Genomic DNA, 22,148 nt, shown 5'->3' on the forward strand with positions numbered 1-22,148 from the left:
TTTTTGTTTTTATTCTGCCGATTGATAGATTCGCACATAGTCTACTTCCATTCTTAATGGGAATATAGAGGCGTCGATTGGGCCGCCAGTGCGACCCCAACTTCTGCCTATGGCAAGATTTAAAATTACATTGTAAGGGTGGTCAAATGGCCAAGCATCGCAGGTTCTGCTACCTTGCCAATCCTCATCAGATGCGCATGACGTTGCGTACTTGTAAGGATTTGAGGGCAGCATCCATATCGCCGACCATGTACCTTGACCGCGCGGTATGCGAGCACTTACTTCTACTTTACCGTACAAGGAATAACCACTGCCCTTTATCTGTGCTGAAGGCCCAACTGCAGAGTCTATATTGAGGCTATCGGCTGAGTATAAAACACCATCGCTGGCCTTATATTCAGGGCCACCAAAATTAAGTGCAACAACAACTGGTTGCGCATATGGATGAAAGTCTACTATTGGTCCCTGCTCAAGGAGTTTAAGATCGTTTGACTCGGGTTTGCATGCAGCAACTGAAAGTGTGGAATTTTTGCCGTTAGCGTTATTCATATGGATCCAATTTAGTCAATTTACCGATTATTCAAGACATAACATAATGAACAATCGCGCGAAGTTAATCATTTGCCCCGTTATTACAATCTAAACAAGATAGAACGGACTATTACTAAGACAAGGTGAATCGCTAATAAGCCAGTTCTGTTTTAAAGAAGCAATAAGTGCTCCCTTCATGGCACCCTAAATTAAGTAATAACAGGAGATTCACTGAAGCCCGGGTCATTGGCTGGGAAATATTAAATGTCACCGCGACGTTCAATCAACTTCTCTTTGATTTGATGTGCTTTCTCTTCGGTAATGTCGTAATTCCACATCATTAGAATAGCCAGTGCAGCGGTACTTGCAGGAATAATAATATCGGCAATCCGCAAATTAGTCATTGTTTCCACACTTTGAGTTGCGACACCAGCGTCAAACCCAACAAGCTTTAATACAACACCACTTAATATTAATGCCAATGCCTGACCGAGTTTGACCATCAGCCAGTAAATAGCCGCAAAAGTGCCTTCTTTGCGAGGCATGCCATTATTTAATTCGTCAAGATCACAAACATCAGCAGTCATGCTCAACATTAATGTGAATAAACCGCCTATGCCGAAGGACATCAAAGGTATAGGCATGAACATTAACCATGGGTTTTCAGGATTAAATCCATACCATTTTAATGCGTAACCAAAAATTGATAGCACGGTAGATATAATAAAAGCTTTACGCTTACCCCATTTGTTTGCCATCCAACTGACGATAGGAATAACAAGAAAGGCGGTGACAAAAGCACTAACAGTAGAAAACCACGCAGGCCAAGAACCGGTGGCACCGTAGTCGCCATCGAACATATGAAATACAATAATAAAATAACTAAAGGAGGCAACTAACTGAAAACCATTGAATACAAAGAAGGTGGCACCGCAGAGTCTTACAAAAGCAGCATTTTTGAATGCTTGGCCAATACTTCTGAATATTCCCATAACATTACTTGAAAGCGTTCTGAATGAAATTTCCGCCCTATTGTCAATATGAGAGCTATCGATCCCCTTACAAAATAGTCCGGGTACAATCCCTAAGACGATACAAGCACCTGAAACATATATTGCAAGATGCCTAACTCCTTGTGCCTGACTATCAAATAAATCGGGGTCGGCAATCATCACCCAAAACCAGGGCACAATCATCCATGCAATTTGCCCCATAAACTGCGAGGTTGCCATTAGACGAGTTCGCTCCTTATAGTCAGAGGTCATTTCATAGCCTAAACCAACAAAGGGGGTTGCAAACATGGTGTTACCGATGGTGAAAGCCATCGAAAATAACAGAATATACCAAAATGTGTAGTTTTGAGAGTTAGCAGGATCAAGCTGCCACAACAAAGCAAAGCAAGTGCCACTTAAAATTGCACCCACGACTATGTAGGGCCGACGTCTACCCCATCTGGATTTTGTATTATCTGTAATGAAACCCATGATAGGGTCAGTTATAGCATCAAATAAACGGGGTAAACCGCCTAATAAACCTGCTAATATTGGGTCTACACCAAATGCTGTTATCAAAAAGAACGCAAATATTCCTAAGGCTGCAGGTAGCAAGTTAAGTACAAGTGTTCCCGTTCCATAAGCGGCTTTTTCGCCCAATGGGATTCGATCTTTAGCGGCAGTATCGTAATGCGACATATTTTTATTCAAATGCATTTGTAAATAGTTTGTAAATATATGTTATTTAGAAGGCATTTTCTAAATAAAATGACGATAATTCGGTAGCTTGAACTTTAAACGTGTTGGGTGGGATAAAATAATAAGAATTATCGGTATTTTGGAAAACATAAAAGTATAAATAACTGATAGAAGCACAAGAAAAAGACCCTCAACAACCCCAATAAAGTCCTTTTAAACTCAAATAACTTGCCAATAGTAAGCAACAACTGCTGTACTGATCTATTGATTTTTACGTTTGATGTCAATTTATATGAAATTATTATCTGCTATTACCTTCATCATAGTACTAGTTAGTTTTAACTTACAGGCGAACAACATGACAGAGCAACACAGCAAATCTTTATACACAAAACCAGTCTTTGAACCCATGCTAAATAAGCAGTGGATTGGATTAGGTATTGCTTACGGTTCTTATCGTGATAACGAAAGCCCGGATAAAAAAAGTGTATCGTCTGAACAAGATATTCTTGAAGACATGACTATTTTAACCACTAATCACGGCATATCTTGGAACCTTATCCGCATGTATGCCGCAGACCCAGCTAGTGAGCAAGTGCTGAAGACCATAAAGAAACACAACTTGCCTGTACAGGTAATGCAAGGCGCTTGGTTGTCTTCAACCCAAAGCGATACTGAAAATGAACAGCAAATTTCTGAAGTTATTCGACTCGCAAATGAATACAAGGATATTGTTGTTAGCGTTAACTTAGGTAATGAAATTTTTGTTGACTGGTCTGCGCACAAACTGGAACTGAGCGATATTCCACAATATTTAAACTGGGTTAAAAAGGTGAAAGCGGCTGTAGATGTGCCGGTAACACTTGCAGATGACTATAACTTTTGGAATAAACCTTGGAGTCAAGAAATAGCACAAGCACTTGATTATATCGTTTTGCATGCTTACGCGATGTGGAATTCACAAGCATTAGAAAATGCGGTGCCTTGGACCGAAAAAACATATCATGATATTGCTGCACTGCATCCAAATAAACAAATTGTTCTTGGCGAGTCCGGCTGGGCTACTAGTTCTGTCAGAAGTAATGGCGATGAGGGTCTCATCATTGGAGAGGCCAATGAAGAAGCACAGAAAACATTCTTCAATGCTTATCGACAATGGCTAAAAGACAATCGTATTGTGTCTTTCTACTTTCAAGCGTTTGACGAAAAATGGAAAGGCGGTGAAGATAAACCAGACGCTATAGCGGAAAAAAACTGGGGGGTATTTAACTCAGACAGAACGCCTAAGTTAGTGGTTGAAACCGCATCTAAATAGGAACTCGTTGACGGTGATGGGCAGCGTTTGATACTGCGTTCATCACCGCTTAATTAAGCGTCTTGCATCACCAATTTAGGGCTTCGGTCAACGTAAAACAGGCCCCAGTGTTTTTCTGGCTCTTGTGGGTCATCTGAGCCCTTCCAAGGTTCATCAAAAGCCTCAAATACAAACGTTAATATCTTTTCGCTATTAGTCCACCTCAACAGTTGTTGGTAGTACTCAGCTTGTAAGGTATCAGATGCATTCCAGGTTTCTATGCCGCAACCATTAGATTGTGTGGTCCAGCCAGCCTCTGTGATCACAATAGGAACACCCGGGTTACATTGCTGCACAGAATAGTAATTCTGTTTGGTATACTCTAGTGCATTGTCGATACTTTGGAACTCCCATACTGGGTAGGTATGAATAGATATAAAATCAAGCTCAGCGACCAATGGGGCGAGTTTGTTAGTCCACGGTACGTAGTTTTCGCAAAAAGTAATAGGTACGTCGATTTTACTTTTAATACGTTGTGCAAATTCTACTAGGCGCTCAACTGGCACCATATGATCAGTCCAATCAACGCTTGCTTCATTACCTATTGATACTGAGAATACGTGCTGAGGATAGCGGCTAGTTAAATCGATTAGCCGCTCAATATCATCACTATTTGCTTGACGATTCAAGGCTAACTGCTGTTCGCTAAAATGTGCACCCCAAGGACAATTTGGATTACTAACTTCGGCAGCAATGTCGACTCCCAACATCAATGCAAAGTTCAGGTTTTCGTTGGTAATTACCGACAGAACCGTTTCTGCATGTTGACTACAATCATAAAGTCGTAGGTAAGACCAATCTTTCAACAGTAATAAGTCTTGTTTAATTTGCTCATAACTAGGGTAAATGCCTAATCTTGGGTTTTGCCCTTCTCTATAACCTGAATAACAGATGGCTTGTCCATGTTTGCGGCCACTAAGTTGTTCAAGAGAAGTTAATTGCCCCGATTTATTTAGCATATTTATGCCTTCCGTCCTTGTCTAATATGCCCCAATAAGCGCCAACATCGCCCTCATCTGCTACCTTCCAGTCTTCATCGAAAGAAGAGAAATAGAACATATCAATCCCTTCTTCTTGCGCCCAATGATAAGCATCTACAAAATAGCGAATTGCGTTTTCATAAGAAGGAACAGCCGCTCTGTCAGGTGTACCTAGATCCGGCCAACCAGTTTCACTCACAATAACAGGTTTGCCGTTGGCTACTTTTACAGCGCGGGTATACATATTTTTCATGTATGACAAGGCATGTTCAGCAGGGTAACCTTCCCAAAAAGGATAGCAGTTGGCAAATATTACATCACATGCATCGGCAACTGAGGGATGATTTTCAAATAGAAAATAGGCGTCAACATATCCAACTGGAATATCTGGTGCACCTTGTTTTGCTCGATTAATATAGGCGACTAATTGTTGTTCGGTCATTTCTTCTCGCAGCATGACTTCATTGCCGACTGCCAGCATATCTGCATGACCGGCTTGAGCAATATCGATTGCATTTTGAAGTTCTTTTTCATTGTTCTCAACATCATCATCTAACCAAACGCCGACCATGGTTTTTAGTCCATATTCAGCCGCAATTTTGGGGATTAATTCATTACCTTGAGTACATGAAAATGTGCGTATCCATTTTACGTAGGGCGAAATTAACTGCAAACGCTCATGTATTTGTTGTTCTGTAATTTGAATGCCAGGCGCTTGACCTGAAACATATGGACTAAATGATAATCCATGGATCTTGTTGTCCAATAGTCTTTTAGCTTCTGTTTGCAATTCAGAAACAGATAATTGGACTGCAGTTAGACGCAGATTACGATAATATTTTCCAGACATAGTCATCTCTATTTAAAAGTTTAAAAACTAAAGCGCTTCTAGTGCCTTAATTGTGTTTAATTTTGATACCAACTCATGTTCAAATTTAAAGAATAAAAAATCGCCCACTGTTAATACTTAGCGGGCGATTGCTCGAGACTCGTTTAATCAATTCATTACAACAAAACACTGCTAAGAAACCTTCGTTTGTTAACAACCCTATTTTGCGACTTCAATGAATGAAAAACAAAACGGCCTCGCTGGGAGCTATTTAAGCGCATATTGAACTACTTCACGTAAAACGGAATGTTCGCATGAGCTGCATTATTATTACCATCAAACGCATACACAAATAAACGATAAGCACCTGACTTTTCAGGGGCAATTAGTTGAATAACTGCATCTTGATTTTTAATCACACCATCTACTACTGTCGGCAAATACTCAGGGTCTCCACCGACGTTGTCAGAGCTTGATTCCGCGCGGACTTTCCAAACATAACGTATATCATCACCTTCTGAATCAACCACCTCAACTGCAGCTTGATATTCTTGACCTGAATATAAAAAAACGTCATCAAACGCACCTTTTTCATCCAAGATGATTGGACTAATGCTAGGGGCTCGATTTTCAGGCCAAGTTCCACGCCATATGTGATGCATAACATCTACCGCTTCTGTTTTTTCGCCACTGTCTAAAAACATACCGTACCAAGTAGACGTTTTTTCCTGTTTTTGGCCCCATAAAAATACATAGTTGCCTATCGCCTGGTCGCCATATGGTTCGAGCACTTGCGAATAGCTTTTTGAATAATTACTGGCTTTTTCCGTACTGGTATTCTCCACTGGCGCGCCCCACTCAGTGGTGTGCACTTCCCAATGTCCAACCGATCCCCATTCCGTTACGAAATAGGGCTTATCAAAACCAAATTCTTTTATATATTGGGGTAGATTGAGAAGATCAGCGTACATCTGAAAGCTTATAAAATCTAAATCCGGCGCTCGCTCGGCTATCGCCACTAGTGCTTTTTTATCAAAGCCTGCCAATGCTGTTGTAGTTGGATGGTTAGGATCGAGTTCTTTGATCATTTTTGCGGTGTCATTCACGGCATCAAATACTTTTGGATTAGTGAAATTAAAGTTCACTTCATTGCCAATAATCCAGGTTAATAACGCGGGGTGGTTTTTATACTTTTTAACTCTTACTCTGTTTTCAGCAAGTTGTTTGGCTACTGCCTCTTCATCATTGTAGTCAAAGCCATGGCGCTCTCTCGCGAACTCTAGGCACAATGAAACGGTAATTCCCATTGCGTAAGCACGATCTAATAATTGCTGTGCAGGTTCAGCATGGTTATCAACGGCCCAATTGCGCATTGAATTACCACCGAATTTCACGAGACTATCTAGATCAGTTGACGAAATACCGGCTCCTCGAACTTGATACGGTTTCCCCCCTCTTAATAACTTATATTTTCCATTTTCTTCAATAATCTCGACTTTAATAGGCGTTTGCTTCTGAATTGCCGTTTTAGTACTTGTTGTCTTAATAACTGACGAAAAGCCGGAGTTTAGTGTGTCTGTAGCATAGGCTACGCCATAAATATTTACAGCACTCAGTATACTGGTCACAAATGCGCAAGATAGAATCTTACTAGGCTTCATGTTTACTCACCAAATTATGTTGTTACTTGAAATAGTAGTTTTGCTATTCACTTACAAATACAAGTGTTATTATTTTGTTAATACTAGTTTGCGTTGTTATACCCATCAGTCTCAAACAAAATGCGGCAAACTGGACCTTTTGACAGGTAGAATGGATGAACGCCATAGATATGAGCAACAGGGATGTGTAAACTCAACTGATGTTAATATTAGGTAAACAAACTGTTCGATGATCAATGCAATTAATCAATCTGTAAAATTGGCAATAAAACAAGACGCTACTCACCGCTTTTGGTTTTGGCAAGCCAGCTTTTGGCTGTTTCTCAGCACGGTAAGTTTTCTGACCCTAACGTTGTGGTACAGCCAAGTTACATTAGCAAATGTTGTGCACACCATCTTGCAAGCGATTCTGGGTTTATTCTTCTCCGTAATACTCTACAGAATTTTCGATCGAATATGGGACAAGTCCGTCATATACAGGCTGAGTGTTGTCATGTTTATGGTATTTATCTTCGCGTTTATTTGGACTATTTTTAGAATGCAAGCCCTCGCTTGGTTGACCCCTGCCGATCAAGTATGGGGAGAGTTTGGGGGGTGGTTTTTTGCTAGTATATTTATTTTCTTATGTTGGACCGGATTATTTCATGGTATTCGCTATTATGAGTTGTTGCAGTCAGAACATGAAATTATGCTCGGTGCTGAAGCCGCTACTCGAAAAGAACATATTAAACGCATTGAAGCGCAGAGCGTTGCGCGTGATGCAAAGCTAAAAATGTTACGCTATCAGCTTAATCCCCATTTTCTGTGTAACACCTTAAACGCCATTAATTCGCTGATTGAAATTGAAGAATCTGAAAAAGCGCAGGCAATGACAGTTCAGCTGAGTCAATTTTTACGTCATTCCTTAGATAATGACCCCGACACTAAAATCACCTTAAAAGATGAAATAGCGGCGCTCAATCTTTATTTAGAAATTGAAAAAACCCGCTTTGCAGACCGCTTACAACTTAATTTTCATGTCGATGAGCATGCTCAAAAAGCACTGGTTCCAAGTTTGCTATTGCAACCCATTATTGAGAACTCGATGAAGCACGCAATCTCAAAAAATGAAAAAGGTGGAATAATTGAACTGCGAGCGGGCATTAATCAAGGTAGACTTATCATCGAAATTAGCGACACCGGTGCGGGTAATGTGCAACGTAAACCGCTAGACTTAAAAAATGAGACCGGGGTCGGTTTAGCAAATACCGATCAACGTTTATCGGTACTCTACGATAACGACTATCAAATAAATACCATGCGCCGTGCAGAGGGTGGACGCTCTACTTGCATTAATATGCCTTTCGAATTATCGGATGAAAAATGACGATATTAAAAACAATTATTGTTGACGACGAACCGCTCGCGTTAAAACTATTGGCTGCAAAATTGAATAAGTTGCCGAATATCGAGATAGTTGCGCAATGCTCTAACGGCAGAGAAGCTATCGCTGCTGTTATAGAACTTACACCCGACTTATTATTCTTGGATATTCAAATGCCTGGCTTATCTGGCTTAGACGTCGTTAAGCAACTGCAAAACGATACGATGCCACTGGTTGTTTTTGCAACCGCCTACGAACAATATGCATTGGAAGCATTTGACGCTTATGCCGTTGATTATGTGCTTAAACCGATTGACGATGAGCGTATTCAGCGAGCCGTCGCTAGAGCACAAGAACGCCTTTCAATAAGACCAGGCGATAGAATTGAAAATAAAACTGAAGTTATTGGTGCCATTGCTCAAATAGAACAAAAACAAGAAAAAACCATTACTTGGATGGCAAATGATTCAAGTCATCAAGATACACAACATACCGACATTAAAAATCGTAAGATTGTGATTAAAGACCGCGACGAAATACATTTGTTAAAACAAAAAGATATTCAATGGATTGATGCTGCAGGTGACTATGTGTGTGTGCATGCGCTGGGCGAAACTCATGTCAAACGTTGTACCTTGAAAGAAATGTTAATAGAACTAGATGAGACCCTATTTAAAAGAGTTCACCGTTCAACTATCGTTAATTTAGATTTCATAGACAAAGTCATTCCGCATACAAAAGGAGAGTTTTTCTTAATGATAGGCGAACATGACAAGATAAAGGTCAGCAGAAACTACAAAGAGGTAGTGAAAACTTTTCTTGCAAACTAGATTTTATCGATAACCAGTTGTCACACACAGCAATTAATTTGGTGATAGCAAAAGCGGTAAAGTTTAAATCTAGTAAAAAATACAAAAAGGACCCGTTTTGCAAACTAAGCAGCACAAATCACGATTTAATCTGCCCGCAGGCATCTATGCGCTTGCTCATTCCGTAGGACCGTTGCCTAAAGTATCGAAAATTGCATTGCAGGAACATTACCTTGCACCTTGGGAGCAGTTGGGCGGAGATGCATGGCCTAAATGGCTGCAAAGTATTGACTCTTTTTGTATTGCAATTGCTAGCCTTATTAATGCGACAGCTAATGAAATTTGCCCGCAACCTAATTTAGCCTCGGGCTTTTCAGCGTATTTAACCGCTATTGCTAAGCTGTCAGAAAATCAAGGTAAGTGGCGTATTTTAATGCACCAAGATGCTTTTGCCTCTATGGGTTTTGTGGTGACCGGCTTAGCTAAATCGTATGGGCTAGAATTGATATTAGTTCAAGGCAGCCCAAATGATCGTGATGCGTGGACAACTGAGCTTGCAAAAGGACATGTGTTGGCCTGTTTATTCACGCATGTGCATTCAAACACCTCTATGAAATCTGATATTGTACGCTTGGTCGAACTGGCAAAGAAACATGATACTTGCGCCTTGGTTGATATTGCACAATCAGTAGGAATTGTTCCTGTTGATGCCAACGAATGGGGTGCAGACGCAATATTTGGGTCTTGTGTGAAATGGTTATGTGGCGGACCCGGCGCTGGTTTTATGTTTATTAAGGCGGTTCAAATTGCTAAATTGAACCCGGACCCCGTTGGTTGGTTTTCGCACCAGAACCCCTTCGAATTTGATATAACTCACTATGCACCAGCTAACAACGCTAGACGCTTTTGGGGCGGAACGCCAAGTGTCGCATCTTATGTTACAGCCTGTGCTTCTATTAATATGATCTTAGACATCGGTGTTGCCCAAGTTGCTCTGCATAATCTTGAGTTGAAACGTTACTTATTACAATGCTTACCCAGCAAGGTAACAATTAAACCAAGCGAAGAAGAGCTTTATCAACAAGGTGGGAGTTTGTGTATTGGTTGCGATGACATGGACACAGCGGCAATAAAATTGAATCAAGCTGGAGTGAGATATGATCGACGCGGTAATATCTTTCGGCTATCCCTGCACATTTCGAATAGCCTAGATGATGTCGAAAAAATCGCAGAGTGCTTTGTTTAACAATTAGCCAAGGCGATAATAGTCTGCTTTTTGGTGAACGCATTTAACTTGTAATGCGTTGTTGCCCAGCCAATTAAAAAACGCTCAAAGTCGGCCCATGCGAAAGGAAGCAAATCACGCCATTCGGTTTCAAGCGCAGTAAAATCGACCTCAACATGATAGTGCTCAATAGCCATCTTCAATATGCTGAAGTATTCATCAAATAAGTTATCAGCGTGTAACGCCAATTCAGATTCATTCAAGCAACTGCCTAGAAAATACATCAGATCTTTGATACCGGCTCCGCGCCCAACATATTGAAAATCAACCGCTGCCAAGTTATTACCATTCGCACAAAAACAAAAATTTGCAAGCTTAGCATCGCCATGCACAAAGAATAGATTCAAATTCAAACGACTCAAAATCAATGCAATCAATTCGACACGATCAATTTAATATAATCAATTTAATATAATCAATTTAAAATAATCGATTGGATAGAACGGAAAAATTCATTATCTAACAACAATGCTTTGCTTTAAATTCATTTCATACAAATGCAACAGTGGTTTATACAACTAGAGGTGTTTATGCAAAACAATAACGTAGATACAGGCGCGAAATGTCCATTTATGCACGGCGCTAATACACAAGTAGGTGGGGACAGCACTAAGAGTGTTGATTGGTGGCCTAATCAACTTAACCTTAAAATTCTGCATCAAAATAACAACAAAGTAGACCCCATGGGCGCTGATTTTGATTATAAGGAAGCGTTTAACAGCTTAGACATAAACGTGCTTAAAGCAGATATTGCAGCGCTATTAACTGACTCTCAAGATTGGTGGCCTGCAGATTATGGTCACTATGGCCCTTTCATGATTAGAATGGCTTGGCACGCCGCAGGTACTTACCGAGAAGGCGATGGCCGCGGTGGTGCAGCATCAGGCAATCAACGTTTTGCCCCGATTAACAGCTGGCCCGACAATGGTAACTTAGATAAAGCGCGTCGCCTATTGTGGCCAATTAAGCAAAAATACGGTCAAAAACTGTCGTGGGCAGATCTCTTCATCTTAACAGGCAACGTTGCAATTGAGTCGATGGGCTTACCTACTTTTGGCTTTGGCGGCGGACGTGCAGATATCTGGGAACCAGAAGAAGATATTTACTGGGGAACAGAAGACAAATGGCTAGCAAATGATCGCTATACTGGCGATCGCGAACTAGAAAAGCCATTAGCCGCGGTGCAAATGGGATTAATTTATGTTAACCCCGAAGGGCCTAATGGTAACCCTGACCCACTTGGCTCAGCTCGAGATATTCGGGAAACATTTGCAAGAATGGCCATGAACGATTATGAAACGGTTGCGTTAACGGCCGGTGGACACACGTTTGGTAAAGCGCATGGCGCTGCACCTGAATCACACAAAGGACCTGAACCCGAAGCTGCACCAATAGAGCAACTGGGGCTAGGTTGGATCAGTGATTACAAGTCGGGCAAAGGTCGCGACACAATCACCAGCGGCGTTGAAGGCGCATGGACACCAACACCAACCACGTGGGATATGAGCTATTTTAGTGTCCTATTCGACTATGAATGGGAATTAACAAAAAGCCCAGCTGGAGCAAAACAATGGCAAGCAGTGAGTTTGGCTAAAGAAGATCATGCGCCTGACGCAGAAGACGCTTCAATACCGGTTGGTATCATGATGACAACGGCTGATATGGCGATGAAAATGGACCCTGAATATCGAAAAATATCACTGCATTTCAAAGAAAACCCAGAAGAATTTGCCGATGCTTTTGCCCGAGCTTGGTTTAAACTAACGCATCGCGATATGGGTCCAAAGTCACGCTACTTGGGTGAAGACGTGCCACAAGAAGACTTGATATGGCAAGATCCATTACCTCAAGCTAATACGCATATGCTCAATGAAAAGGATATTAAGCAAATAAAGCAGAAAATAGCCACCTCTGAACTAAGTGTGCCAGAATTAGTTTATACCGCTTGGTCAAGTGCATCTACATTTAGAGGTTCAGACAAAAGAGGCGGCGCCAACGGTGCACGTATTCGTCTTGCGCCACAAAATACATGGGAAGTGAACCAACCAGAGCAATTAGCGAGAGTGTTGGCTGTTTATGAAACCATTCAGGCAAGCTTTAACAAAGAGCATCAAGAAAACACAAAGGTTTCTATTGCAGATCTGATTGTGCTTGGTGGTTCAGTCGGTATAGAAAAAGCAGCTAAAGCCGCTGGTTTCAATATTACAGTTCCATTTAATGCTGGCCGAGTAGATGCCACACAAGATGACACCGACATTGACTCATTCTCAGTATTGGAACCAGTAGTTGACGGTTTTAGAAATTACAGCAAAACACAGTTCACGGTGTCAACAGAAGAACTTTTGCTGGATAAAGCACAACTGCTCACCTTAACTGCGCCAGAAATGACCGTGCTAGTTGCCGGAATGAGAGTGCTTGGTGCAAATTATGCAAATACAGATGAAGGCGTCTTGACGCCATTTCCAGGGCAATTGAATAACGCATTTTTTGTTAATTTACTCGACATGGATACGCAATGGAAGCCAACTAATGAGAGTGCAACTAACTTTATTGGTAAGGAGGCTAAAACGGGCAAAAATAAATGGACAGCAACACGTGCTGATCTCGTTTTTGGTTCGAATTCGCAACTCAGAGCAATCGCGGAAGTCTATGCCTGCGACGACGCTAACCAGAAGTTTGTAACCGACTTTACCAATGCGTGGGTCAAGGTAATGGATGCAGATCGCTTTGATCTGAGCTAATCAACAACAATAGAATGAGTGTTTTGAAAAAATTATCAAAAGAATATTTTGAGAATACATTTAAAAATACTCACGAGTGCTGTATAACCGCGGGATGAAAATTCCAAAACGTTTACAGCCTCTCGTTGAAGATGGCCTTATTGATGATGTACTTTATCAGCTCATGAGTGGCAAGGAAGCCACTGTGTTCGCTGTTACCAGTCAGGGCGAAGTTCGTTGCGCCAAAGTATATAAAGAAGCCATGAAACGCAGTTTTAAAAAAGCGGCGCAGTATCAAGAAGGCAGAAAAGTTAAAAATAGCCGCCGTGCAAGAGCCATGGAGAAGGGTTCAAGTTTCGGGCGCAAACAACAAGAAGATGCTTGGCAGAATGCTGAGGTCGATGCTCTGTTCACTTTATCAAAGGCAGGTGTTCGGGTGCCCCAGCCTTTTGGCTGTTATGACGGCGTTTTGTTAATGGAATTAGTGACTGACGATGAAGGAAACGTCGCCCCACGACTGAATGATGTGTCAATGTCCGCTGAACAAGCCTTAGAAGACCACGCACAAGTTATGCATTACGTTTTATTGATGTTATGTGCCGGCATTGTGCATGGCGATTTATCTGAATTCAACGTGCTTGTTGATAGCTATGGCCCAGTTATTATCGACCTCCCGCAAGCGGTCAATGCTGCTGCAAATAACAACGCATTTAGTATGTTACAACGAGATGTTCGTAACATGACCGACTACTATGCTGAATTTGCTCCGGAACTGAAACAAACCCATTATGCCGAAGAAATGTGGGCATTATTTCAAACAGGTGAACTAAGTCCTGAAACCGAATTAACGGGTTATTTTGAATTTGACGAAAGCGAAGCTGATGTCGACACCGTACTCGAAGAAATCAAAGCCGCATTTGAAGAGGAACAAGCTAGGGTTGAACGCATGAACGATGCTAATTCAGATGATGAGTAATCGACTTGAGCAAAAAAGCGCCTGAATGAGAGCGTTTATGTAGGCCTTCTTAGCAGCGGCTCATCAATTAACCCTAGTTACCTGTTCGACATATATTTATACAGCGTGGTGTAGGCTTGTAACACCTGTTGCGAGTCTTCTACGCTGCCACCTTTGTCGGGGTGTTTTGCATGTTGTAACTTGCGGTATTGCTGTTTGAGTTGCGCTAAAGATAGACATTCAATCGACGTGATTTGCAGGGTCAATATTGCTTCGTTTACGGCTTCTTGTGAAAAATAGTGGTTACCATCAACGCCTGCCATTTTCTGCCAAAAACTATTGAGTAAATCATTAACGCCAGCCTGATCGGTAGCACTTAAGTTTGTCCAATCAAGGTAATAATCAGCCAGCGGGTCTGAGGCCTGCAAACCCGCATCGAATGACAAAATAGGAGCCAGCTTTATTTGCGTTGCCCTAATATCTAACTCACCCACTTTTTGCTCTCGCCACTCATTTCGCAAATGGTAGAGTGAGTGAAATAGCACAAAGTGGGTTTGAAACAAGGTCAGCGGATCGCGCAACGCATCCTCATCAAATAGCGAATACGGCGGCTGTTTCAACAAGGTGATTAATTCGAACTCACTAATACCCGCAGTAAATTGCGATTGAAATGTGTTCAAAATTTCTTGCAATAGAAACTGCAGTTCATCATGTTTATCAGACATTGTTTACTCTAATGACCAGTGTCATCATTCAGATTATTCAAGTTCAGCAGTACCGATATTCTCACCCTATTAGCCCTTTGCTACATCGACAACGACGCGCCCTCTTACTTTTCCTTCAAGAAGTTGACCAGCTGTTTGGATAACTTGATCAAGTCCTATCACAGTAGAAATATCGGTGAAGTCGTCTTGCGTCAAAATAGTCGCCAATCGCTCCCAAGCTTCAACTCTATCAGCAATAGGGCGCATAACGCTGTCAATTCCCTTCAGAGTAATGCCACGCAATATGAAAGGAGCAACACTAGCTGGAAAGTCCATTCCTTGAGCAAGACCACAAGCAGCAACCGTACCGCCATATTTAGTGCTTGCACATATATTTGCAAGGGTATGACTGCCAACTGAATCTACAGCGCCAGCCCAGCGTTCTCTGGTCATCGGTTTACCTGGTTCAGACAAGGTATTACGATCAATCACTTCAACTGCCCCAAGCTTGGTCAAGTAGTCGCTTTCATTCATTCTGCCTGTAGACGCAACAACCTTATAACCCAATTTTGACAATATGGTAATAGCAAAGCTACCTACCCCGCCATTTGCACCTGTTACTAATATTTCACCAGACTCTGGCGTTACACCATTATTTTCTAGCGCAATAACGCAAAGCATAGCAGTATAACCCGCTGTCCCAATTGCCATTGCGTTTTCTGGCGTGATGCCACTGGGTAGGTTAATCAGCCAATCACTTTTCAGACGGGCTTTTTGAGCTAAGCCACCACAATGCACCTCACCCACACCAAAGCCATTAAGTAGAACCTCATCGCCGGCACTAAACTTTTCGCTACTGGATTTGGTCACAGTACCTACCAAGTCGATGCCTGGTACCATAGGGAAACGGCGTACAACAGGACTTTTCCCAGTAATAGCCAAGCCATCTTTATAATTTAAGGTGCTGTACATCACATCAATATCTACGTCGCCCTCAGGCAATATCGATTCATCAATATCTTGTAATACAACCGTGTAGTTATCATCAATTTTATCTATTAAAATACCTTTAAACATAATCGTTATTCACCTTAATATTGAGGAGTTAATTAACCGTTGGTGGCTTATTGGCAATAAGTAGTAATGACGCCAATATTCCAGTATTAAAAAAGAATAGGGCTTAAATATGATTATCGCAACCAGCAGAGTGGTTCTTTTAGTGTTTAGTAAAAACGCTGGAAATCAAACTTATCTAGCAACGTTGCCAAGTGCGCCGACTCCAGCTTAATTGTGACGTTTTTGTTGTTTACCATTTACTACTATTGTCTTAGAGAGTTTACATAACTTAGATACTCAGGTTGCAGAAATCAGATTTCATGTTAGCTCGGCAAAACCAGATGGAACAAATGATTTTATTTAGACTATTCAGCGACTTTTCTAGCCCTAAAGTCTGAGACTTTATTGTCGATTGTTAACTCAACGACAATAGTCGATGCAATGACCGTGATAGTTAGCGTTTGTTTAATTATTGATTTTTGGTAAGCTCTATCGATATAGTTATACTAAAAACCAAGCGTGCATTAAGCATGCAAACAAACATCAACTCGTTTAATCAGGAATTCAAATGAAAATAAGACGTTTTTACTGGTTTATGGCTTTTACTTTTTTAAGCATACTCAGCAACCGAGCATTTGCCCAGCAAACATTAATTAATGCTGATGCATTACTCGACGTTTCAAATGGTGAAATAGTCGAAAATGTATCAGTGCTAGTTGAGAACAATAAGATTATTCGCGTGGGTCAGCAAGGCAGTATCAATTCAGCTGATGCAGCTGTAATTGACCTAAAAGGAATGACATTAGTACCCGGTCTAATGGACATGCATGTTCATTTAACCAGCGATGCTGCTGACAATTTTTTAGCCGCTAAAGGAAATTCAGTACCGCGAGTAACGGTCAAAGCAGTTAAAAATGCAGAAATAACGCTCATGGCTGGTTTTACTACGGTCAGAAATTTAGGCGCCAAAGGTTATTCGGTTATTGCAGTTAGAGATGGCATTAATGCGGGTGAAGTCCCTGGACCAAGAATATGGGCAGCGGGTTATTCAGTTGGCGTCACGGGAGGCCATTGCGACGATAACTTCTCACCTCCTGAAGCACAAAGTAAGTCCACGGGCGTTGCCGACGGGCCTTGGGCGATAAGAGCTAAAGTGCGTGAAAACATCAAATACGGAGCGAATACTATTAAGGTTTGTGCAACCGGTGGCGTATTTTCAAAAGGCACGAAAGTTGGCATTCAACAACTAACGGAAGAAGAAATTAGAGCTGCGGTAGAAGAAGCGCACATGCGTGGATTGATAGCGGCTGCGCACGCACATGGCACCAACGGCATTAAGGCCGCTATTCGTGCTGGCATCGACTCAATAGAACATTGCAGTTTTCTGGATGATGAAGCAATTGAACTAGCGATTAAAATGGGCACTTACTTCTCGTGCGATATCTATAATACCGAATATACTCTTGCTTTTGGCGAGGCCAATGGTGTTCCAGAAGAAAACATTAACAAGGAAAAACTAGTATCAAAAGCGCAGCGTGATAGCTTCACAAAAGCGGTTAAAGCAGGCGTTAAAATGGTTTTTGGTTCTGATGCCGCCATTTATCCTCATGGCGATAACGGTAAGCAATTTTCGCGCATGGTTCGCTTTGGTATGACACCTTTGCAAGCAATACAAGCAGCAACCATTAATAGTGCAAAGCTTCTAAAACAAGACGCTGATCTTGGGCAAATCAAAGCAGGATATTTAGCCGACATCATTGCGGTGAAAGGAAATCCATTGGAGAATATTGCAGTCTTAGAAAACGTTCAGTTTGTTATGAAAGATGGCCTTGTTTATAAAAAATAACCGCCCTGTATAGGAGCTTTCATTTAAAAGAAGGCCTCCTAACTCTCCCCCACAGTATCTCGCAACAAGTCATACGATAAAAAGACGCGTTACCATTTTTAATCTAATTTTAATATTCCCGCAAAGTCTTTTTTAGATACTTACAATATAATATGCATTTCAAACTTTAACTATTACAGGTGCATTATGAAAAAAACAGGTGTTGTTACTTTGGCGCTCGCTACATTAGTTGCGTCCCAGACCGCTTTTGCTTTTGCTTTTGAAAAAGGCGACATACTTGTTAGAGGAGGTTTAGCAACAGTTAGCCCTAATGAATCTTCATCCAATATCATAGTAGGAAGTGATCTTGGTGTTAATGTTGGTGTCGACAACAACACTCAACTAGGATTGAATTTCGCCTACTTCATTACCGACAATATTAATATTGAAGTGCTAGCCGCAACGCCATTTAAGCATGATGTAAACTTTGGTGTAGCTAATCCGTTAGGTACCGGTAATCAGCTTGCTGAAGTGACACATTTACCACCCACGGTAAGCGTTAACTATTATTTCAATGCTGGTAACACTGCATTTAAGCCATATGCAGGCGTTGGTTTAAACTACACCCTATTTTTTGACGAACAATTTACCTCTCAAAATGACGCCATTGGCCTGCAAGACTTATCATTGGATAACTCATTTGGCTTGGCTGCGCAATTAGGTGCAGACTATATGGTAGATGAAAAATGGTTGGTTAACGCCTCAATTCGCTGGATAGATATTGACACCGAAGCAAGTTTTAATCTTAACGGTGCACAAGGCAGCATTGAATCTATCGAAATCGATCCATGGGTTTACACCGTTGCTGTTGGCTATCGGTTTTAATTCAGTAGATTAGCAAATATACACTAAAATAATCGCTAAATAATGTTGCCGTGATGGATGTCGATGACGGTAACACAACCTTAAAGACAATGAACACGAAGTAAGCATGATTTACACTTAAGGTGCACAATCAATTGTTACATTCACTGTTCACAGCTTTACATAGAGGAATAAAAATGAAAGCTTTTAATAAGAACGCTACTAATAAGAACGCTACTAATAACAACGCTACTAATAACAACGCTACTAATAACAACGCTACTAATAAAAGAAGCTCTGCTCACACAAGCGTAATTGCGATTGCACTTTCAACACTGGTTTTATGTGCTGGTACAGTCAGTGCCAAATCCGTAGCAGACAATGTTGTTTCTGAACAACGTGCGGCCCTTGAAAAAAATACAGATGGTCAAGGTTTTGGTCCACAGTCACCACGTGATATCGGCCAAAATGCGGGGACTAATTTACGCAGTTTTGGAACGGCTCCCGAGCGCAGTGATCTTAACCTATGCAACATTCATTTTCACAAAAATGCCGAGCATAAAGGCGGGGATTTTACTACTCATGCTGGCAACGGTGACGGCAAAGGTACCAACACAGGTTATGTATATAACGGTAAATTGTCGGCCGCACAAATGAAACCAGTCAGCAACCAAGTGTGTGCAGCTAAAGGCGACGCTTTACAATCTGGAGATACCTTGGAAGTACATTTTGTATATTCTTCTGCACAAGTTGCACCAGGTCCAACACTAGGCGCTTGTTTGGCTGAAAGTACAATGAATCCAGGTTTACGAGTTGAAGGTCAAGTGATTGTGCTTGCTAACGATACAAACGCAATGGACTTCAGTGAATTAGCAGAAGTGACTCAAGTAGACGGTTATTACCAAGCGCCAAACGTGCCGACTAATATGGGCACACCAATTCAGTATTTAGGTTCAACCACGGGTCCAGCGTTCAATGAGAAAGCATCACCATTGAAAGTAAGTTGGAGTGTCAGACCACAAGTGGCTGTTGTAGATATCAACAGTGTTAGCGAGTGGTGTGATGACAACGTGTTCAAAGAGGACCATGCGCATGGTGTGCGTAATTTAGTGCAAAACCCTAAGCTACTATCACCTATTACTAACTAAAATATAGGTGCGAACTACTGCAGATAGTTCGCACTATTTTAGTGCTAAACGGTAACCATTACCGCGCAATGTTTGAATAGAGAGCTGCGGCTCTCTTTCTAATTTCTTCCTCAACCTACTGACGTAAACATCGATAATATTGGTGTTAGGATCGCTGTATGTCTGCCAAATACGACTTAATATACGCTCTCGCGAAAGCACTTTATTTTGATTCTCTGCAAAGTATAATAACAACTCAAATTCGATTTTGGTTAATGCTAACTCCTCTCCGTTAAGAAAAACAATTCTCTCTTGCAACGCTAACTCTAAGCTACCCATTTTTATGTTGTTTTGATTGGTTTGCTGTGGTGCACTCATTCGCCTTCTTAGGGCTGAAATGCGAGCTAGTAGTTCGTCAAAATCGAAGGGTTTACATAAGTAGTCATCAGCTCCCATTTCCAATCCCTTGACTCGCTCAGATACTTCATCCAACGCTGTTAACATAAGGACCATGGGGGGGCTTGGTAAGGTCTTGATTGAGTCAATAATCGACAAGCTATCTTGAGCACCAAACAACCTATCCAGCACGACTACTGGTGGCATATGCTTCTTAATAAATGGCAACACTTCATGCAGCTCATTTAAACACGTGCATTCGTAACCTTCAGCTCGCAAACCGCGAGCTAAGAAACTAAGGAGTGGCTTTTCGTCATCTGCTAATAGGATGTTCATGATAGTTTACCAATAGGTAATATAACTGAAAATACGGAGCCCTGTCCTGGCGATGACTCAACAGAAATTCGGCCACCATGGGCCTCGACTATGACCTTTGCAATAGGTAAACCCAAGCCTAAGCCCTCATTATGTTTACTAAAGCGAACAAAACGTTCAAATATATTATCTACTTCTGCAGCCGAAATACCCTCACCTGAATCTTTGATAGAAATAGTAATAAATGTATCCGTTTTTTCTAATGTTATTTCTATCGGTTGATTCGATTTTGAATATTTTGTCGCATTATCAAGTAAAATAGACAGCACTTGGCCAATGCGTTGTTTATCTATCATAGCAATTGCGTTATTTGACTCATTTGCTAAAACTAATAAAATGCTGCGGTTCACATCATGCTTTTCCCACTTGCTTACTTCTGACTCGAGCATCGGCATAATTTGAACTGGCGCCATGTCTAAATTAAGTTGGCTCATTTCCGCGCGAGTTAACAATAATAGGTCATCCACTAATCGGCTCAGGTTGACTGCTTGTTCGAGTATAGAAGCTAAGGTTTGGTTAAAGTCTTCTACCGACGCAGACTGCATTCTGAGGGTAACTTGCGCTTCTCCTCTAATGATCGTCAGCGGTGTGCGTAACTCATGCGAAACATCAGCTAAAAACTGACGGCGTCGAGAATCAATTTTAGTTAATTGTAGGTTGGCATCAGTAAGCTCACTGGTACGCTGTTTGACCTCCAGTTCAAGTTGTTTACGTAAAGCAGCTTCATTATTTTCATGTTCTTGAAGGCGTCGCGCAAGTTGATTTATCGACGCCGCTAGTTCCTCAAATTCATCGTCCAATTTAACCGATATAGGCTGCCCATAATTCCCTGAAGCAATGGCATTGGTAGCATTACCAATTAAAATTAGTGGCTGATATAATTGGTTAAAAAGCCAATAGCAGCCATAAAGTATGAGCGGTAGCGACAACGCACCTAGGCCAAAAGTAAACCACACAATAGTCGTATTCAAGGTATCGATTCGAGCGTTAATTGCTGCCACTACTCTGCTTTGGCGAGCAACAGCTGAATTAATCGCTTCTCTAAACTGGTCATCGATGGTGACCTCGAGCAAACGACGAAGTTGTTCTTGCTGGCTAAGAGGCGCCTGATTATTACTGATCACAACCGCTTCAAATTCGGCAATAATCTCATCTATCAAACGCACTAGCTCGTCGGTATCCTCAACACTACCTTGCGTAAAAGATACGCCCAATGCTTTACGTTGCTCTAGCTCTAACTGCCTAATTTGCTCCAATGATTCCTGAATAACTTTTTGCTTTTTTCTAACGTATGCCTGATTCGCATTGCGTCCAAAAATTATTTCGTCGGTAAGTTGCTTAAATAATCGATATGAAATACTCGATAGCTTTTCATGCTCGACCAGCAGCGATTGCGCAATGTTACTTTGCTGCAAATTTCCGCGCGTTAAATGCGCTGATATAGCGGTGCTGATGAGTGCGATAAAGAGAATAAAAGCAGTGGTTAGGCCGAAGTAAAAAAGTTTACGTTTGTACATGCTTATCTACTTTATTAGAGGGAATTGCGTAGATTACACATACGAGTTGGTCTTAGCAATAGACCAAATAAGTGCGTCAACCGATTTATCTTCAGGAATGACATTG

General features: G+C 41.4%; 19 protein-coding genes. 9 read left to right on the plus strand and 10 right to left on the minus strand.

The genetic code is table 11. The features are described from left to right. Positions 1 to 9: 9 nt before the first annotated feature. Together G399_RS0109165 and G399_RS0109170 are read right to left on the minus strand one after the other, a co-directional pair. Positions 10 to 549: a glycoside hydrolase family 16 protein gene (locus G399_RS0109165; RefSeq protein ID WP_006015368.1), complete on the minus strand. Its 540-nt coding sequence runs from the start codon at positions 547 to 549 to the stop codon at positions 10 to 12. A gap of 242 nt (positions 550 to 791) precedes the next feature. After that, entirely contained in the window at positions 792 to 2,240 is a 1,449-nt protein-coding gene (locus tag G399_RS0109170; RefSeq protein ID WP_006015367.1) for an MFS transporter, read from the minus strand. A gap of 340 nt (positions 2,241 to 2,580) precedes the next feature. On the opposite strand from G399_RS0109170, the gene G399_RS0109175 reads away from it, so the two are divergent. Continuing rightward, complete coding sequence (locus tag G399_RS0109175) at positions 2,581 to 3,537, plus strand: glycoside hydrolase family 17 protein (RefSeq protein ID WP_006015365.1); 957 nt, start codon at positions 2,581 to 2,583, stop codon at positions 3,535 to 3,537. Between the two features lie 53 nt (positions 3,538 to 3,590). Here the strand turns inward: G399_RS0109175 and G399_RS0109180 are convergent, their stop codons facing one another. The 3 genes from G399_RS0109180 to G399_RS0109190 all read right to left on the minus strand — a co-directional run bounded on the left by G399_RS0109180 (position 3,591) and on the right by G399_RS0109190 (position 7,046). Continuing rightward, entirely contained in the window at positions 3,591 to 4,535 is a 945-nt protein-coding gene (locus G399_RS0109180) for a glycosyl hydrolase family 17 protein (protein ID WP_006015363.1), read from the minus strand. Then, complete coding sequence (locus G399_RS0109185) at positions 4,525 to 5,406, minus strand: glycoside hydrolase family 17 protein (RefSeq protein WP_006015362.1); 882 nt, start codon at positions 5,404 to 5,406, stop codon at positions 4,525 to 4,527. Before G399_RS0109185 ends, G399_RS0109180 begins: the two co-directional genes overlap by 11 nt. Positions 5,407 to 5,672: 266 nt before the next feature. Beyond that, a complete protein-coding gene (locus tag G399_RS0109190) occupies positions 5,673 to 7,046 on the minus strand; it encodes a glycoside hydrolase family 2 TIM barrel-domain containing protein (RefSeq protein ID WP_006015361.1) in 1,374 nt (457 codons plus the stop codon). A gap of 229 nt (positions 7,047 to 7,275) precedes the next feature. Between G399_RS0109190 and G399_RS0109195 the strand changes: the two genes are divergently transcribed. The 3 genes from G399_RS0109195 to G399_RS0109205 all read left to right on the plus strand — a co-directional run bounded on the left by G399_RS0109195 (position 7,276) and on the right by G399_RS0109205 (position 10,464). Continuing rightward, the gene (locus G399_RS0109195; protein WP_006015360.1) at positions 7,276 to 8,412 is read left to right on the plus strand and encodes a sensor histidine kinase; all 1,137 of its coding nucleotides are present in this window, start codon (positions 7,276 to 7,278) and stop codon (positions 8,410 to 8,412) included. After that, positions 8,409 to 9,239, plus strand: coding sequence for a LytR/AlgR family response regulator transcription factor (locus tag G399_RS0109200; protein ID WP_006015359.1), 831 nt, complete (start codon positions 8,409 to 8,411; stop codon positions 9,237 to 9,239). The genes G399_RS0109195 and G399_RS0109200 overlap by 4 nt, the downstream gene beginning before the upstream one ends. 97 nt (positions 9,240 to 9,336) lie before the next feature. Continuing rightward, the gene (locus tag G399_RS0109205; protein WP_006015358.1) at positions 9,337 to 10,464 is read left to right on the plus strand and encodes an aminotransferase class V-fold PLP-dependent enzyme; all 1,128 of its coding nucleotides are present in this window, start codon (positions 9,337 to 9,339) and stop codon (positions 10,462 to 10,464) included. On the opposite strand, the gene G399_RS20460 is transcribed toward G399_RS0109205, so the two are convergent. Next, entirely contained in the window at positions 10,461 to 10,880 is a 420-nt protein-coding gene (locus G399_RS20460; protein WP_006015357.1) for an oxidoreductase family protein, read from the minus strand. The two genes, G399_RS0109205 and G399_RS20460, sit on opposite strands and share 4 nt — an antisense overlap. A 153-nt stretch (positions 10,881 to 11,033) precedes the next feature. Between G399_RS20460 and katG the strand changes: the two genes are divergently transcribed. Both katG and G399_RS0109220 read left to right on the plus strand, forming a co-directional pair. Beyond that, a complete protein-coding gene (katG, locus tag G399_RS0109215) occupies positions 11,034 to 13,244 on the plus strand; it encodes a catalase/peroxidase HPI (protein WP_006015356.1) in 2,211 nt (736 codons plus the stop codon). A gap of 94 nt (positions 13,245 to 13,338) precedes the next feature. Beyond that, entirely contained in the window at positions 13,339 to 14,199 is an 861-nt protein-coding gene (locus tag G399_RS0109220) for a PA4780 family RIO1-like protein kinase (RefSeq protein WP_006015354.1), read from the plus strand. 77 nt (positions 14,200 to 14,276) lie between these two features. On the opposite strand, the gene G399_RS0109225 is transcribed toward G399_RS0109220, so the two are convergent. Continuing rightward, complete coding sequence (locus tag G399_RS0109225; RefSeq protein WP_006015352.1) at positions 14,277 to 14,903, minus strand: DNA-J related domain-containing protein; 627 nt, start codon at positions 14,901 to 14,903, stop codon at positions 14,277 to 14,279. Between the two features lie 69 nt (positions 14,904 to 14,972). Then, on the minus strand, positions 14,973 to 15,959 hold the full coding sequence (gene acuI / locus G399_RS0109230) for an acrylyl-CoA reductase (NADPH) (protein WP_006015351.1): 987 nt from the start codon (positions 15,957 to 15,959) through the stop codon (positions 14,973 to 14,975). 547 nt (positions 15,960 to 16,506) lie between these two features. Between acuI and G399_RS0109235 the strand changes: the two genes are divergently transcribed. The 3 genes from G399_RS0109235 to G399_RS0109245 all read left to right on the plus strand — a co-directional run bounded on the left by G399_RS0109235 (position 16,507) and on the right by G399_RS0109245 (position 19,775). Continuing rightward, the gene (locus G399_RS0109235) at positions 16,507 to 17,784 is read left to right on the plus strand and encodes a Xaa-Pro dipeptidase (RefSeq protein WP_006015350.1); all 1,278 of its coding nucleotides are present in this window, start codon (positions 16,507 to 16,509) and stop codon (positions 17,782 to 17,784) included. A 186-nt stretch (positions 17,785 to 17,970) separates the two neighbouring features. Beyond that, entirely contained in the window at positions 17,971 to 18,648 is a 678-nt protein-coding gene (locus tag G399_RS0109240) for an OmpW family outer membrane protein (RefSeq protein ID WP_006015349.1), read from the plus strand. 176 nt (positions 18,649 to 18,824) lie between these two features. Further along, on the plus strand, positions 18,825 to 19,775 hold the full coding sequence (locus G399_RS0109245) for a delta-class carbonic anhydrase (RefSeq protein WP_006015348.1): 951 nt from the start codon (positions 18,825 to 18,827) through the stop codon (positions 19,773 to 19,775). 33 nt (positions 19,776 to 19,808) lie between these two features. Here the strand turns inward: G399_RS0109245 and G399_RS0109250 are convergent, their stop codons facing one another. Then, positions 19,809 to 20,486, minus strand: a complete 678-nt coding sequence (locus G399_RS0109250; RefSeq protein WP_006015347.1) for a response regulator transcription factor — start codon at positions 20,484 to 20,486, stop codon at positions 19,809 to 19,811. Further along, positions 20,483 to 22,042 (minus strand): sensor histidine kinase, encoded by a 1,560-nt coding sequence (locus tag G399_RS0109255; protein WP_006015346.1) that lies wholly within the window; start codon positions 22,040 to 22,042, stop codon positions 20,483 to 20,485. Before G399_RS0109255 ends, G399_RS0109250 begins: the two co-directional genes overlap by 4 nt. Between the last annotated feature and the right edge of the window lie 106 nt (positions 22,043 to 22,148).

Origin of the sequence: Brumicola pallidula DSM 14239 = ACAM 615 (assembly GCF_000428905.1) — a bacterium.
Taxonomy (GTDB): Bacteria; Pseudomonadota; Gammaproteobacteria; order Enterobacterales; family Alteromonadaceae; genus Glaciecola; species Glaciecola pallidula.

Excerpts from the sequence above, each read along its gene's own strand:
- G399_RS0109165 (WP_006015368.1), bottom strand. The coding sequence starts at position 549 with ATGAATAACGCTAACGGCAAAAATTCCACACTTTCAGTTGCTGCATGC.
- G399_RS0109170 (WP_006015367.1), bottom strand. The coding sequence starts at position 2,240 with ATGCATTTGAATAAAAATATGTCGCATTACGATACTGCCGCTAAAGAT.
- G399_RS0109175 (WP_006015365.1), top strand. The coding sequence starts at position 2,581 with ATGACAGAGCAACACAGCAAATCTTTATACACAAAACCAGTCTTTGAA.
- G399_RS0109180 (WP_006015363.1), bottom strand. The coding sequence starts at position 4,535 with ATGCTAAATAAATCGGGGCAATTAACTTCTCTTGAACAACTTAGTGGC.
- G399_RS0109185 (WP_006015362.1), bottom strand. The coding sequence starts at position 5,406 with ATGTCTGGAAAATATTATCGTAATCTGCGTCTAACTGCAGTCCAATTA.
- G399_RS0109190 (WP_006015361.1), bottom strand. The coding sequence starts at position 7,046 with ATGAAGCCTAGTAAGATTCTATCTTGCGCATTTGTGACCAGTATACTG.
- G399_RS0109195 (WP_006015360.1), top strand. The coding sequence starts at position 7,276 with ATGATCAATGCAATTAATCAATCTGTAAAATTGGCAATAAAACAAGAC.
- G399_RS0109200 (WP_006015359.1), top strand. The coding sequence starts at position 8,409 with ATGACGATATTAAAAACAATTATTGTTGACGACGAACCGCTCGCGTTA.
- katG (WP_006015356.1), top strand. The coding sequence starts at position 11,034 with ATGCAAAACAATAACGTAGATACAGGCGCGAAATGTCCATTTATGCAC.
- G399_RS0109220 (WP_006015354.1), top strand. The coding sequence starts at position 13,339 with ATGAAAATTCCAAAACGTTTACAGCCTCTCGTTGAAGATGGCCTTATT.
- G399_RS0109225 (WP_006015352.1), bottom strand. The coding sequence starts at position 14,903 with ATGTCTGATAAACATGATGAACTGCAGTTTCTATTGCAAGAAATTTTG.
- acuI (WP_006015351.1), bottom strand. The coding sequence starts at position 15,959 with ATGTTTAAAGGTATTTTAATAGATAAAATTGATGATAACTACACGGTT.
- G399_RS0109235 (WP_006015350.1), top strand. The coding sequence starts at position 16,507 with ATGAAAATAAGACGTTTTTACTGGTTTATGGCTTTTACTTTTTTAAGC.
- G399_RS0109240 (WP_006015349.1), top strand. The coding sequence starts at position 17,971 with ATGAAAAAAACAGGTGTTGTTACTTTGGCGCTCGCTACATTAGTTGCG.
- G399_RS0109245 (WP_006015348.1), top strand. The coding sequence starts at position 18,825 with ATGAAAGCTTTTAATAAGAACGCTACTAATAAGAACGCTACTAATAAC.
- G399_RS0109250 (WP_006015347.1), bottom strand. The coding sequence starts at position 20,486 with ATGAACATCCTATTAGCAGATGACGAAAAGCCACTCCTTAGTTTCTTA.
- G399_RS0109255 (WP_006015346.1), bottom strand. The coding sequence starts at position 22,042 with ATGTACAAACGTAAACTTTTTTACTTCGGCCTAACCACTGCTTTTATT.